Source organism: Starkeya nomas, from assembly GCF_902703545.1.
In the GTDB taxonomy this organism is placed as follows: domain Bacteria; phylum Pseudomonadota; class Alphaproteobacteria; order Rhizobiales; family Xanthobacteraceae; genus Ancylobacter; species Ancylobacter moscoviensis.
The window spans coordinates 4,451,325-4,465,179 of record NZ_CACSAS010000001.1 but is presented as its reverse complement, the minus strand read 5'-3'; the positions used below and the strand labels follow the sequence as shown (position 1 = coordinate 4,465,179).

13 protein-coding genes are annotated in these 13,855 nt (G+C 69.7%); 4 read left to right on the top strand and 9 right to left on the bottom strand.

Translation table 11 applies throughout. The features are described 5' to 3' along the window. Positions 1 to 101 precede the first annotated feature (101 nt). From ccoP to ccoN, 4 genes are read right to left on the bottom strand one after another with little or no spacing between them, the layout of a single operon-like run. Positions 102 to 986, bottom strand: a complete 885-nt coding sequence (gene ccoP / locus STARVERO_RS21120) for a cytochrome-c oxidase, cbb3-type subunit III (RefSeq protein WP_159601359.1) — start codon at positions 984 to 986, stop codon at positions 102 to 104. A 2-nt stretch (positions 987 to 988) separates the two neighbouring features. After that, a complete protein-coding gene (locus STARVERO_RS21115) occupies positions 989 to 1,144 on the bottom strand; it encodes a cbb3-type cytochrome c oxidase subunit 3 (RefSeq protein ID WP_144341732.1) in 156 nt (51 codons plus the stop codon). A 10-nt stretch (positions 1,145 to 1,154) separates the two neighbouring features. Continuing rightward, positions 1,155 to 1,910, bottom strand: coding sequence for a cytochrome-c oxidase, cbb3-type subunit II (gene ccoO, locus STARVERO_RS21110; RefSeq protein ID WP_144341731.1), 756 nt, complete (start codon positions 1,908 to 1,910; stop codon positions 1,155 to 1,157). Between the two features lie 11 nt (positions 1,911 to 1,921). Beyond that, entirely contained in the window at positions 1,922 to 3,559 is a 1,638-nt protein-coding gene (ccoN, locus tag STARVERO_RS21105) for a cytochrome-c oxidase, cbb3-type subunit I (protein ID WP_144342067.1), read from the bottom strand. A 378-nt stretch (positions 3,560 to 3,937) separates the two neighbouring features. On the opposite strand from ccoN, the gene STARVERO_RS21100 reads away from it, so the two are divergent. The 4 genes from STARVERO_RS21100 to cysG all read left to right on the top strand — a co-directional run bounded on the left by STARVERO_RS21100 (position 3,938) and on the right by cysG (position 7,317). After that, entirely contained in the window at positions 3,938 to 4,237 is a 300-nt protein-coding gene (locus STARVERO_RS21100; protein WP_144341730.1) for a hypothetical protein, read from the top strand. A gap of 115 nt (positions 4,238 to 4,352) precedes the next feature. After that, positions 4,353 to 5,006, top strand: coding sequence for a peptide-methionine (S)-S-oxide reductase MsrA (gene msrA, locus STARVERO_RS21095; protein WP_144341729.1), 654 nt, complete (start codon positions 4,353 to 4,355; stop codon positions 5,004 to 5,006). A 210-nt stretch (positions 5,007 to 5,216) separates the two neighbouring features. Then, the gene (locus STARVERO_RS21090; protein ID WP_144341728.1) at positions 5,217 to 5,714 is read left to right on the top strand and encodes a TIGR00645 family protein; all 498 of its coding nucleotides are present in this window, start codon (positions 5,217 to 5,219) and stop codon (positions 5,712 to 5,714) included. Between the two features lie 88 nt (positions 5,715 to 5,802). Further along, positions 5,803 to 7,317, top strand: coding sequence for a siroheme synthase CysG (cysG, locus tag STARVERO_RS21085; protein WP_159601357.1), 1,515 nt, complete (start codon positions 5,803 to 5,805; stop codon positions 7,315 to 7,317). Positions 7,318 to 7,379: 62 nt separating this feature from the next. Here cysG and hisG read toward each other — a convergent pair whose 3' ends face one another. The 5 genes from hisG to STARVERO_RS21060 form a co-directional block, all read right to left on the bottom strand. Then, the gene (hisG, locus tag STARVERO_RS21080) at positions 7,380 to 8,363 is read right to left on the bottom strand and encodes an ATP phosphoribosyltransferase (protein WP_159601355.1); all 984 of its coding nucleotides are present in this window, start codon (positions 8,361 to 8,363) and stop codon (positions 7,380 to 7,382) included. Beyond that, positions 8,360 to 9,493, bottom strand: a complete 1,134-nt coding sequence (locus STARVERO_RS21075; protein WP_159601353.1) for an ATP phosphoribosyltransferase regulatory subunit — start codon at positions 9,491 to 9,493, stop codon at positions 8,360 to 8,362. Before STARVERO_RS21075 ends, hisG begins: the two co-directional genes overlap by 4 nt. 638 nt (positions 9,494 to 10,131) lie before the next feature. Beyond that, positions 10,132 to 11,676, bottom strand: coding sequence for a histidine--tRNA ligase (gene hisS, locus STARVERO_RS21070; protein ID WP_159601351.1), 1,545 nt, complete (start codon positions 11,674 to 11,676; stop codon positions 10,132 to 10,134). 80 nt (positions 11,677 to 11,756) lie between these two features. Then, complete coding sequence (gene phnX / locus STARVERO_RS21065) at positions 11,757 to 12,554, bottom strand: phosphonoacetaldehyde hydrolase (protein ID WP_159601349.1); 798 nt, start codon at positions 12,552 to 12,554, stop codon at positions 11,757 to 11,759. A gap of 152 nt (positions 12,555 to 12,706) precedes the next feature. Then, on the bottom strand, positions 12,707 to 13,840 hold the full coding sequence (locus STARVERO_RS21060) for a TIGR03364 family FAD-dependent oxidoreductase (RefSeq protein WP_159601347.1): 1,134 nt from the start codon (positions 13,838 to 13,840) through the stop codon (positions 12,707 to 12,709). Between the last annotated feature and the right edge of the window lie 15 nt (positions 13,841 to 13,855).

Below are 13,855 nucleotides of genomic sequence, written 5' to 3'. Positions count from 1 at the left end.
CCAGAAGCGTTCATCCGGGGCTTGCCGGGCGGAAAAATGCTTATGCGGCGGGACGTCGCTGGGACGCCCCGCCGCATAGCCTCAACCGCCCCGCGCACCCGCTACCTGCCGCCCCCGAGCGAATGCACGTAGACGGTGAGCGCCTTGACCGTCGTCGGGTCGAGGCGTCCGGCCCAGGCCGGCATGATGCCGGCGCGACCGTTGGTGATGGAGGCGATCACGTTGTCGCGGCCCGAACCGTAGAGCCAGATGCCGTCCGTCAGGTTGGGGGCGCCGAGCTCCGGGTTCCCCTTGCCGTCCGGCCCGTGGCAGGCGGCGCAGTTGGCGTCGAAGACCTCCTTGCCCTTGGCGAGGTCCGGCGTCACGCCCTGCGGCACCGGCAGGTTCGAGAGCGAGCGGACATAGTCGGCCACCGCCACGACCTCCGGCCGCTGGAGGATGCCGTCGCGCCCGAAGGCCATCATGTCGCCGACATGCGCGTCCGGATCGGTCGAGCGGATGCCGTGCAGGATGGTCTGCTGGATTTGCTCCAGCGAGCCGCCCCACAACCAGTCGTCGTCGTTCAGGTTCGGATAGCCCGGCGAGCCGGCCGCGCCCGAGCCGTGGCAGGGCGCGCAGTTGTCGCCGAAGGCGGCGCGGCCCTGGGCGCGGGCGAAGGACAGCAGCTCGGGATTGCTCTCGATCTCCGTCAGCGAGGCCGCCGCCAGCTTGTCGGCGAACACCGCGCGCTGGGCGCGCAGGTCGGCAAGCTGCACCTGCACCGCGTCGCGCGACTTCCAGCCGAGCACGCCGTAGGTGTAGCTGCTCACCAGCGGCCAGGCGGGATAGGCGATCCAGTACAGGACCGCCCAGACGATGCAGGCGTAGAAGGTCCAGAGCCACCAGCGCGGCAGCGGGTTGTTCAGCTCGCGGATGCCGTCCCACTCGTGGCCGGTCGTCGAGACGCCGCTGACCGCGTCCACCTCGTTCTTGTGAATGTCGGCCATGATCAGTCCTCGCGCAAAGGCATGCGGGCGGCTTCCTCGAACTGCTTCTTGCGCCTGGGAGACAGCGCGTAGGCGACGACGCAGAGGAAGATGCCGACGAAGTACAGAAGCCCCCAGGTCTGGGCGAACTCGGCGAGGGCGCGATAGGTCTCGTTCATCCCGGCCTCCTCAGCGGATGTTTGCCTTGTCGTCGTAGAGCTTGAAGTCGACCATCGTGCCGAGCGCCTGCAGATAGGCGATCAGGGCGTCGGCCTCGGTCAGCTCCCGCGGATTGCCGTCGAAGTCGCGCACCTGCGCGCCCGGATAGCGCTTCTGCAATTCGGCCACGTCGCCGTCGGGCGTCGCCTGCAGGCGCAGGTCGGTGAGCGCGCCGGCGATCATCTCCTCGGTGTAGGGCACGCCGAGCACGGCGTTGACCTTGAGATCCTCGCCGATGTGGTCGGCCTTCAGCCGGGTCTGCGCCAGGAAAGGATAGCCGGGCATGATCGAGCCCGGCACCACCGAGCGCGGATCGGCGAGATGCTGGCGCTGCCACTCGTCGGAATATTTGTTGCCGACGCGGGCGAGATCCGGCCCGGTGCGCTTGGAGCCCCACTGGAACGGCCGGTCGTACATGCTCTCTGCCGCCAGCGAGTAGTGGCCGTAGCGCTCGACCTCGTCGCGGAGCGGGCGGATCATCTGCGAGTGGCAGTTGTAGCAGCCCTCGCGAATGTAGATGTTGCGCCCGGCCAGCTCCAGCGGCGTCCAGGGACGCACGCCGGAGACCTTCTCGATGGTGCTCTTCAGGTAGAAGAGCGGCACGATCTCGACGAGGCCGCCGATGGCGACCACGATCAGGATGCCGATCAGCAGCCAGATCGAGTTCTTCTCGAGGAAGGCGTGCTTGGCCCAGATCGACTTCTTGGGTGCGGCTGCCTCAGCCATGGTGTTGGTCCTCACTCAGCCGGCACGAGGGAAGGATTGGCCCGCACGCCGGTATCGGCCTCGGCCGTCTCAGGCTCGCGGATGGTCATGTAGATGTTGAAGGCCATCAGCAGGGCGCCGATCAGGAACAGCACGCCGCCCACCGCGCGGATGATGTAGAAGGGGTGCATCGCCTCGACGGTCTCGATGAAGGAGTATTCGAGGAAACCGAGCGAGGTGTAGGCCCGCCACATCAGGCCCTGCAGGATGCCCGCCACCCACATCGCCGAGATGTAGAAGACGATGCCGATGGTGGAGATCCAGAAGTGCCAGTTCACCAGCTTGAGCGAGTAGAGCTGCTTCTTGTTCCACAGCCACGGCACCAGGCAGTAGACGGCGCCGAAGGAGATGTAGGCGACCCAGCCCAGCGCACCGGAATGCACGTGGCCGATGGTCCAGTCGGTGTAGTGGGACAGCGAGTTCACCGCCTTCACCGACATCATCGGGCCTTCGAAGGTCGACATGCCGTAGAAGGCGACCGACACCACCATCATGCGCAGCACGGGGTCGGTGCGCAGCTTGTCCCAGGCGCCGGAGAGCGTCATCAGGCCGTTGATCATGCCGCCCCAGCTCGGCATCCACAGGATGATCGAGAAGGTCATGCCCAGCGTCTGCGCCCAGTCCGGCAGCGCCGTGTAGTGCAGGTGGTGGGGACCGGCCCAGATGTAGATGAAGATCAGCGCCCAGAAGTGGACGATGGAGAGCCGGTAGGAATAGACCGGCCGGTCCGCCCGCTTGGGGATGAAGTAGTACATGATGGCGAGGAAGCCGGCGGTGAGGAAGAAGCCCACCGCGTTGTGGCCGTACCACCACTGCACCATCGCGTCCTGCACGCCCGACCAGACGATGTAGGACTTGGGCGAGAACACCGACACCGGGATGCTGGCGTTGTTGCCGAGGTGCAGCATGGCGATGGTGACGATGAACGCCAGGTAGAACCAGTTCGCCACGTAGATGTGCGGCTCCCGGCGGCGCCAGATGGTAGCCAGGAACACGAGCAGGTAGGCCACCCACACGACGGTCAGCCACAGGTCGGCGTACCATTCGGGCTCGGCATATTCCTTCGACTGGGTGATGCCCAGCAGATAGCCCGTGCCGGCGATGACGATGAAGAAGTTGTAGCCCAGCACCACGAACCATGGCGCCAGATAGCCGGCGAGCCGGGCGCGCGAGGTGCGCTGCACCACGTAGAACGAGGTGCCGATCAGCACGTTGCCGCCGAAGGCGAAGATCACCGCCGAAGTGTGCAGCGGGCGCAGCCGGCCGAACGCCGTCCAGGGCAGGTCGAAGTTGAGCGCCGGGAAGGCGAGCTGGAAGGCGATGATCACGCCGATCGTGAAGCCGGCGATGCCCCAGAACACCGCCGCGATGGTGGCGAACTTCACCGGGCCGAAATTGTAGTTCGGCTTGCCGTCGATCTCGAGCGGCGGCAGCGCCGCCGGACGGTCGACATAGCGGTTCAGGATGACGAACACCGCCGCGATGCTGGCGAAGGCCGAGAGATAGGCGTGGAAGGCATAAGCCGTATCCTGCGCCTTGGCCGCGATCGTGATGCACGACAGCGCGAGGATGGCGAAGACGATGGCAAGGCCGCCCTCGCCGAACGTCATCTTCTTGCGGCCCGACTGATCGACGCCCGGCTCGGTGGCGCCCGAACCGCTGACCTCTTGCCCGTCGGAGCTGTTTAGCTGGCTCATGCGACCCTCCAGGTTCCGATCGGGTGATCTGGAACGACTCCATATTCGGGCCGAGCTTTTGCGCCGCGCGGGCGCCGCAACCTTGATTCAAATCAAGGCTAAGGGTCTTCACGGACACGCGAGGCGGCGGCTGAATGACGCGGCGGCACGCCTCCGGCGATCCTGCCTTCCGCGCCCGGCGGCGGGCACCGGAGGGCGGGCGGGCCGGATACGGCCTTGCGGCGCCTCGGCGATGACGTCTAAGAGGGGACAGTGGCGCCGTGTTCCGGCGCCCGGGGACAAGGCCGGCGCATGATCCGTTTCCTCTTCCGCTTCGTGGGTCTTTGGATTCTCGCCGGCGCCTTCGTTGCGCTGGTGCTGGACGGGGTGCGCTCCATCGCCTCCTCGGAAATCGTCACCACGCCGCTCGGCGTCACCTGGCTCGCCACCAGCCCGGACTCGCTGACGCGCTTTCAGTCCTTCGTGGAGACGCGGGTGTCGGCGGGTGTCTGGGAAACGCTCGTCGTGCCGGTGCTCGGCGCCCCGCTCTTCGTGGTGGCGGGCGTGCTCGGCCTGCTGCTCATGCTCATCGGCCGCCCCAGGGCGGTGTAATTGGCGGCGGGCAGCAGCCTGACCGGCCCGAACGCGACGGCGTGAACGGGCGCGCCCCTCGAAAGACCGGCCCGCAATGCTTACATTGGGGTCAACCAAACGAGGGATGTTCCCCATGTTCTTCTTCAAGAAGAGTCTCGACCTGCCGACCCCGGAGCAGGCCCTGCCCGGCCGTCCCACCGCGCTGCCCACCGCCGAACGCCACTTCCTCTCGAAGAACCCGCTCAAGGGCCCCTATCCGCAGGGCTTCGGGACCGCGATCTTCGGGCTCGGCTGCTTCTGGGGCGCGGAGCGCAAGTTCTGGCAGACGCCCGGCGTCTGGGTCACGGCCGTCGGCTACATCAACGGCATCACGCCGAACCCGACCTATGAGGAGACCTGCACCGGCCTCACCGGCCATGCCGAGGCGGTGCTGGTGGTCTACGACCCCGCCAAGGTCTCCTACGAGCAGCTGCTGAAGCTGTTCTGGGAGAGCCACGACCCGACGCAGGGCATGCGGCAGGGCAACGATGTCGGCACGACCTATCGCTCCGGCATCTACCCGACCTCGCCCGCCCAGCGCACCGCCGCCGAGGCCAGCAAGGCCGCCTATGAGGCCGTGCTGAAGGCCAAGGGCTTCCCGGCGATCACCACCGAGATCGTCGACGCGCCGACCTTCTACTTCGCCGAGGACTACCACCAGCAGTACCTCGCCAAGAACCCGAACGGCTATTGCGGCCTCGGCGGCACCGGCGTCTCCTGCCCCATCGGCACGGGCGTGGCGGCGTAACGTCTCCCGTCGTCGGACAAACGCGACGTCATGGCCGGGCTTGTCCCGGCCATCCACGTCTTCCTTCTTTTCCCACCTGCGGCAGCCAAGTCGTGAATGCCCCGCCCAAGGCCGGGCATGACGGCGCGCGGGTTGCCCCTCTTCCCTCTTGCCCACCGCCCCCACGCCATGGCACCCATCTCGCATCAGCGAGAGGAGCCGTCCCGGCGCATGGAAAAGTTCATCGAACGCTTCATCTTTCTCAGCCGCTGGCTGATGGCGCCGTTCTATCTCGGCCTCGTCATCGCGCTGATGGTGCTGCTGTACAAGTTCGGCATCGAGCTGTGGCACTTCGTCAGCCACGCCAGCGCCTTCGACGAGAGCGACACCATCCTCGGCATCCTCGCGCTGGTCGACCTCACCTTCACCGGCAGCCTCGTCATCATCGTCATCTTCTCCGGCTACGAGAACTTCGTCTCCAAGATCGACGCCGAAGGCCATGCCGACTGGCCGGAATGGATGACCAAGGTCGACTTCTCCGGCCTCAAGCAGAAGCTGCTGGCCTCCATCGTCGCCATCTCCGCCATCGCGCTGCTCAAGGCGTTCATGAATCTCGACCGCGGGGTGGACGAGAAGGAGCTGACCTGGCTGGTCATCATCCACATCGTCTTCGTCATCTCCGGCATCGTGCTGGCCTGGACCGACCGGCTGTCGGAAAAGAGCCACTGACATATTTCCACCTGATATTCGGTATTGACTTCAATAAACGCGGAATACGTGTAATAAGCCGACCATCTTGTCACCGCCGATGGGACGCATGACCGAGGACGAATCCGCCCCCAGCCCCGCCGAGCGCCGCGCCCGAACCACCGGCGCACGCATGTCCGCGCTCGCCCGGCTGCCGGTGTTCTTCGCCCTGCAGGGCCGGCGCGTCGCGCTGGCGGGCGGTTCCGAGGCGGCGGCGTGGAAAGCGGAGCTGCTCTCCGCCGCCGGCGCCGAGGTGGTGGTGTTCGCCCTCGAGCCCTGCGAGGACCTCGCCGCCCTCGCCGCCGCGCCGCCGGGCGGGCCGATCCGGCTGGTCGCCCGCGGCTGGACGCCGGACGATCTCGCCAGCGCCGCGCTCGCCATCGGCGCCATCGAGGACGATGCGGAGGGCGAGCGCTTCGCGCGGGCCGCCCGCGACCGGGGCGTGCCGGTCAACGTCGTCGACAAGCCGGCCTTCTGCGACTTCGCCTTCGGCGCCATCGTCAACCGCTCGCCGCTCGTCGTCGGCATCTCGACCGACGGCGCCGCGCCGGTGTTCGGCCAGGCGGTGCGGGCCAAGATCGAGGCGGTGATCCCGCAGGGCTTCCGGCGCTGGGCCGAGGCCGCGCGCGGCTGGCGCCCGGCGGTCGCCGCGCTCGCCCTGTCCCATCAGGGCCGCCGCCGCTTCTGGGAACGCTTCACCGAGGCGGCGCTGGAGACCCCGGAGGCCGGGCCGTCGCCGGAATTGCGCGAGGACCTGCTCGCCCGCGCCGAGGCCGAGCGCGTGGAGGCGCCGCGCGGCTCGGTGGCGCTGGTCGGCGCCGGGCCGGGCGATCCGGAACTGCTCACCCTGAAAGCGGTGCGCGTGCTGCAATCGGCGGACGTGGTGCTCTATGACGATCTCGTCGCCCCGGCGGTGCTGGACGTCGCCCGCCGCGAGGCGAAAAAGATGCTGGTCGGCAAAACCGGCTACAAGCCTTCCTGCAAGCAGGACGACATCAACGCGCTGATGGTGTCGCTGGCGAAGCAGGGCAAGCGCGTGGTGCGGCTGAAGGGCGGCGACCCGATGGTGTTCGGCCGTGCCGGCGAGGAGATCTCCGCCGCCCGCGCCGCCGGAATCCCGGTCGAGGTGGTGCCGGGCATCAGCGCCGCGCAGGGCGCCGCCAGCCGGCTCGCCGTCTCGCTGACCCATCGCGACCATGCCCGGCGGCTGCAATTCATCACCGCGCATGCCCGCGACGGCAAGCTGCCGCGCGACCTCGACTGGCAGGCGCTCGCCGACCCAGCCGCCACCACCGTGGTCTACATGCCCCAGCGCACCTGGGGCGAACTGGCGGAAAGAGCGATGGCCGCCGGCCTGGATCCTCATGTGCCTGCCCTCGCCGTCTTCTCCGCCACCCGGCCCGAAGAGTTCCGGGTGGTCGCCACCGTCTCGACGCTCAAGGATAAGCTCGATACGGCGGTGGCGGATAAGTCGGCGGCGGGGAAGGCCGTCGGCCCCTGCCTGATCCTGTTCGGCCATGCCATGGGCGAGGCGGCAGTGTTCGCGGCGGAGGTCGGGGACGAGGCGCAGGCGGCGCGGGGCTAAGCCCCATTCACCGTCATCCCCGGATCAAGTCCGGGCATGACGTGGCGAAAGGCGGCGAGGCCCTACCCGATCTTCGCTTCCAGCTTCTCGTAGAGCGGGTTCTCGGCCGCGAACACGTAGTCCAGCGGACCGACGGAAACCGTCGCCGCGCCCTGCTCGCGCAGGAAGACCGCCAGCCCGTGCAGCGTGTCCGGCGGGCAGTGCAGCGTGACCATGCCCGAGGAGGTCGGCGCGCCGAAGGGCGCCACGGCGCGGAAGCGGCGCACCGCCTCGGCGACGACCGCGCTGTCGCAGGCGGGAAAGCGCGTCTTCACCTCGCGCATCGTCGCCGCGCGGTTGGCTGCCGTCACCCGGTCGAGCAGGGCGCGGGCGGACGCCTTCGCCTCGGCGCTCCAGTCGGCGTGGAGCGAGGCAACGAGGTTCGCCTCCGAGCGCAGGATGACGCCGTCGTCGATCACCTTCAGCGCGTTGGCGGCGAGCGTCGAGCCGGTGGTGGTGATGTCGACGATCAGCTCCGCCGTGCCGGCCGCCGGGGTGCCCTCGGTGGCGCCGAGACTTTCCACGATGCGGTAGTCGACGATGCCGTGGCGGGCGAAGAAGGCGCGGGTGAGGTTCAGATACTTGGTCGCCACCCGCACGCGCCGGCCGCGCGTGGCGTGGAAATGCGTCGCCACGTCGTCGAGGTCGCGCATGGTGCGCACGTCGATCCATGCCTGCGGCACCGCCACCACGACATTGGCGTGGCCGAAGCCCAGCCCCTCGACCAACAGCACCTTGGTGTCGGCGTCGGAGATGTTCTCCCGCACCAGATCCTCGCCGGTGACGCCGAGATGCACCGCGCCGGAAGCGAGCTGGCTGGCGATCTCGGAGGCGGAGAGATAGGCGACCTCCACCCCCTCCACGCCCGACAGCGTGCCGCGATAGTCGCGCACGCCGCGCGACTGCGTCATCGCCATGCCGGCGCGGGCGAAGAAGGCGGTGGCGTTTTCCTGCAGCCGGCCCTTGGAGGGCACGGCGACGATGAGGGGCGAGCCGTTGCTGGTCATAGGCGGGCCTCCACCGCATCGAGCCGGGCGAGCCAGACGGCGAAGCCGACCGCCGGGATCGGCTCGGCCGCGCCGAGCCGCGCCAGCAGCCCGTCATAGCGCCCGCCGGCCACCAGCGGCGCGGAAAGCCCGTTGTCCCCTTCGCCGTTCTCGTGCAGCTCGAACACCATGCCGCTGTAATAGTCGAGCGGACGGCCGAAGGCGGTGGCGAAGGACAGGCGCTCCACCTCGATGCCCTGCGCGGCGATGAAATTGGTCCGGCTCTCGAAGGCGTCGAGGGCGGCGTTGAGGTCAAGGCGCGCCTCGTCGGCCAGCGCCCGCAGCGCCGCGGCGGCCACGTCCGGGTTGCCCCGGACGGCGAGGTAGCGCTCCATGACCGCGATCTTCTCGGCCGACAGCCCTTCGGCGTCGCCGGGGGCCGCCTGTTCGAGGAAGCGTTCGGCGATCTCGGAGACGCTGCGTCCGCCCACCGTCGAGATGCCGGCGATGGAGAGCAGGTCCGTCACCAGCGCGCGGGCCGCCGCCGGGTCGGAGCCGGCGAGCGCCGAGAGCACGCCGGCATGGGCGGTGACGCCGCCCTCGGCCGGGTGCTGCTTCAGCGTCGCGAGATCGGCGCCGAGATTGCCGGAACGGGCGAAATCCTTGATCAGCCGCCGCCGCCAGCCGGGCGGCAGGTCGAGCGCGTCGAGCAGGGTGGCGAACAGCCCGGCATCGCCCAGGCGGATGGTCGGATCGACCACGCCCCACAGCGCCGCCGTCTCCAGCCCCAACGCCAGCAGCTCGGCGTCCGCCGCCTCGCGATCCGGCCGGCCGAAGGATTCGACGCCCGCCTGCTGCACCTCGCCCTCCGCGACGTCGGAGCGGAACACCGGGCCGAGATAGGCGAAATCGCGCGGCTGCGCGGCGCCGTCGGCGATGTAGTGCCGGCAGACCGGCAGGGTGAGGTCCGGCCGCAGGCACAGCTCGCGCCCGTCCGGGTCGATGGTGATGAACATGGTGCGCCGCATCTCCTCGCCGGAAAGGTCGAGGAAGGCATCGGCGGGCTGAAGCACCGGAGGCTCGACGCGCGCGAAGCCGGCGCGCGCATAGAGCGCGAGCAGTTCCTCGGCGTGGCTGGGGGCGGCGGGCATGCGTCGGGTCCGGTCTGCGATTTCGGGGGCGCTGGAAACGCTGCGCGCTTCTAGCAAAGGGGACCCGCCGGGTCCATGCGCGGGAGATGACATGGTTTCCGTCACGGACGGCCCGGCCGGGCGCCCGGCGTCCCGCGCGGGCAGCACGAAAAACTCCGGCGCCCGGCGGCGACGGAGGGACGGGTCGTCCGCCCCTTGCAGGAAGGGGCGTGCGGGGCGCCGGTGCCAACGTTCCGGCGGTCGCCTGCACCGTTGAGAAAAGTGGTGCAAGCTTTTGGTCAACCAACCGACGCGCCGCCGCCGGCGCCCCGCACGCGGTGTTTGAGGCTTGCTCCCTGCGGCCCCCGGAGGACGTACCGTTGCTATCCTCCGCTGCGGGGCATCCGCCCGCCGGCGAACCGGCGCGCGCCGCCCCAGTGACCCGCGGACGGCGGGCCGGGAACGCACGGCTTGGGCCGCCATGCGCGGAGAGGCGTTAGATCCCCCCGCACGGCCACCGCCCCCTGTCCCGCGCGAGCCGGCCGCTCCGGTTGCGCCCCCTCCTCGGGACAAGGTGACGCGATTATCGCGCAGGTCGCGGGGGGTGCGGATAAATCGGGCGATAAAGGCTCAACGGAACGGGAGGGAGCCGGGCTCCTTCAGCCGAGCGCCGCCCCGTGCGGCACGCCGTGATGGTCCAGCACCTCGCGGACCTTGGCGACCAGCTCGGCCTCGCGGCAGGAGAACTGCGCCGGCCGGCTCTCGCGCCATTCGGCGTTGTCGGTGATGGCGGCGGCGGCCTTGGCGCCCTCGATCAGATCCTTGATCTGCACCTCGCCCGCCGCCCGCTCGTCCGAGCCCTGGATGACGACGCAGGGGCTGTTGCGGCGGTCGGCATATTTGAACTGGTTGCCGAGATTCTTCGGGTTGCCGAGATACATCTCGGCGCGGATGCCCGCCGACCGGAGCTGCGCGACGAGGCCCATGTAATGGGCGGCCTCGTCGCGATCCATGACGACGACCACCACCGGGCCGAACTCCGGCTGCTCCGCGCTCTTGAGATAGGACAGGGCGGAGGCGAGGCGCGAGACGCCGATGGAAAAGCCCGTGGCCGGCACCGCCTCGCCGCGGAAGCGGCCGACGAGCCCGTCATAGCGCCCGCCGCCGCCGACCGAGCCGAAGCGCACCGGGCGGCCCTTCTCGTCCTTCACCTCGAAGGTCAGCTCGGCCTCGAAGACCGGGCCGGTGTAGTATTCGAGGCCGCGCACGACGGAGGGGTCGACCTTCACCCGGCCCTCATAGCCGGCGGCCTTCACCAGCCGGGCGATCTCGGCGAGCTCGTCCATGCCCTGGCGGAAGGAATCGCTGGAGACCAGCGCCGCCGCCGCGCCGACATCCCCGGCGATCTCCACCTGCACGCCCTCGCCGGTGGCGGAGACGCCGCCATTGCCGTCGAGCGTGGCGACCACGATGCGCGCCTGCCGCTCGTCGAGCCCCGCGCCCTTGGTGAAGTCGCCGCTCTTGGCCGCCGGGTTCTCCCAGCGCCCCGCGCCCAGCAGGTCGCGCACGCCGGCGATGCCGACCTTGTCGAACTTGTCGATGGCGCGCAGCACGGTCAGCCGGCGGCCGGCATTCTCCTCGCCGCCGAGGCCGATGGCCTCCATCACGCCGTCGAGCACCTTGCGGTTGTTGACCTTGATCACATAGTCGCCGCGCGCGATGCCCAGCGCCTCCAGCGTGTCGGCCATCATCATGCAGATCTCGGCATCGGCGGCGACGGTGGGGGCGCCCACCGTGTCGGCGTCGAACTGCATGAACTGGCGGAAGCGCCCCGGTCCGGGCTTCTCGTTGCGGAACACCCAGCCGGCCCGGTAGGAGCGGAAGGGCTTGGGCAGCCGGTCGAAATTCTCCGCCACGTGGCGGGCGAGCGGGGCGGTGAGGTCGTAGCGCAGCGACAGCCACTGCTCGTCGTCGTCCTGGAAGGAGAACACGCCCTCGTTCGGCCGGTCCTGATCGGGCAGGAACTTGCCGAGCGCGTCGGTGTACTCGATGAACGGCGTCTCCAGCGCCTCGAAGCCGTAGAGCTCGTAGACCTTGCGGATCGTCTCCAGCATGGTCCGCGTCGCGGCGAGCTCCGCCGGGCCGCGATCGGCGAAACCGCGCGGCATGCGCGCCTTGAGCTTGCTGGGCTTGTCCTTGGCCATGGTGAGGCGCCGTCCTTCACGAATGATGGCGCGGGTTTAGAGGATGGGGGACGGCGCGGCAACTGGCGGGGCGCGATGCCTCAGGGCCGCAGCCCCGCCGCGAGCCGGGCCTCGATGGCGTCCAGCACCGGGAGCAGGTCCGCCACCGTGTCGATGACGAAATGCGCGCCGGCCGCCTGGAGACGGTCCGAGGCGCGCTTGCGCAGCGCGGCGCGCTCGTCGGGCGGCAGGTGGTCGAGCTCGGTCTTGGACAGGCCCGCCGCGTTGCCCGACAGGGCGAGGCCCACCGTCCAGGTGCCGGCCGCCAGCCCCTCGGCAATGCCCGGCTCGGTGTCGTCCAGCTTCACGCAGGCCGAGGGCGGCCACACCCCGATATCGGCGAAGGTGCGGTACATCATCAGCGGGCTGGGCCGCCCGGCGGCGAGATCGCCGGCACAGACCACGTTGTCCGGGGCGTAGCCCGCCGCCGCCGCCAGCGGCATCAGCTTGTCCATGATCGGGCGGGTATAGCCCGTGGTGGAGCCGATCCTCATGCCGCGCCGGCGCGCCTCGGCGACGACGTCGAGAAGGCCGGGGATGAGGTCCGCGTGGCGCGGGATCACCTCGACGTTCAGGGGCTCGAAGATGGCGAGCACGCGGTCGACATCCGCTTCCGTCGGCGCGGCGCCATGGGCCGCCTGCCAGCGCGCGGCGACCGGCGGGCTGTAGAGAAGCGCCGCCACATGGTCGCGCTTGGGCAGGCCCATCGGCCCGCGCGCCTCGTCGATGGAGATCGTCACGCCCACCTGCGCGAAGGCCTCGACGAAGGCGCCCATCGGCGCGCGCGAACCGAAATCGACCGCCGTGCCGGCCCAGTCGAGAATGAGCGCCTTGAGCATCCGTCTTCCCCATTGCTTACGTGCGAGGCCACCACACCAAGCGTCGTCATGGCCGGGCTTGTCCCGGCCATCCACGCCTTCGCGGCCTGGCTCCCGGTCAAAGTCGTGGATCCCCGGCACAAGGCCGGGGATGACGTGGTTCTTCGTCGAATTCAGTCGAACAGCTCCGCCACCGCCTCCTCGGCGAGGGCGAAGCCGGTGGAGGCGCCGGTGCCGCTCGTCACCACGACCAGTCGGATGGTGGCGTGCGGCCGGTCGATGAAGGCGAGCCGGTCGGAGGCGGAGGCATAGGTGCCGGTCCAGCGCTCGACCACCTGCTCCGGCCGGCGGCCGAACAGGGCGGCGTATTCGTCGAGGATCAGCTCGTCCACGAAGTCCGGCGCGAAGGGATCGGGCGTCGCGGCATAGTGGTGGCTGTCGCCCACCACCAGCGAGCCGTCCGCCGACTGCACCACGATGAGATGGACGCCGTGCTTCAGGTGTTCGGCCTGCTCGGCTTCGAGGAGGCGCTTCAGCGGCTCGGCCTCGGGCAGCTCGGCATAGCCGAGATAACGGCCGAGCGAGAGATCGGTCATCACCGAGCCCGGCAGCCGCCCGACCTTCGGGTCGGTGACGCGCAGCATGTGCAGCTTGCAGCGGGTGAGGCCGTAGGAGGCGAAACGGTCCTCGAACAGCGTGTGGAAATCGTCGCCCGGCGCCGCCACGATGCGCGCGGCGGAAATCGTGCCGCCGGAGGTGACGACCTTGCCGGGCTCGATGGCGGTCACCGCCGTCTCGCGGCGGAAGGCGACGCCCTGCGCGGCCAGCCAGGCGGCGAGCTTCGGGATCGCCTCGCGCGATTCCACCCGCATGTCGTGCGGGCTCCACAGCGCGCCGGAAAGCGGGCCGGTGAGCGCCGGGAGCCGGTCGCGCGCCTGATCCGGGGTGAGCAGCTCGCAGCCCTCGCCCATCTCCGTCGCCCGGAAGGCTTCCAGAACCGGCAGCGCTTCCGGCCGGCGCACGGCGACCATGAGGCCGCGATGCACCACCTCGATGCCGGCCTGCGGGGCCACCTCGGCCCAGATGTCGCGCGAGCGCATGGCCCGGCGCCAGCATTCGCCCCGCTGCTGGCCGGTGACGGTGACGAAGCCGAAATTGCGCACCGAGGCGCCGTTGGCGCGGGCGTCGCGGTCGATCACCACCGTCCTCAGCCCGCGCCGGCGCGCCGCGATGGCGTGGCCGAGGCCGACGACACCCGCCCCGACGATGGCGAGATCGAAACTGTCCGAATCGAGGCTGTTCGACATGGGAGCGATCCGGAT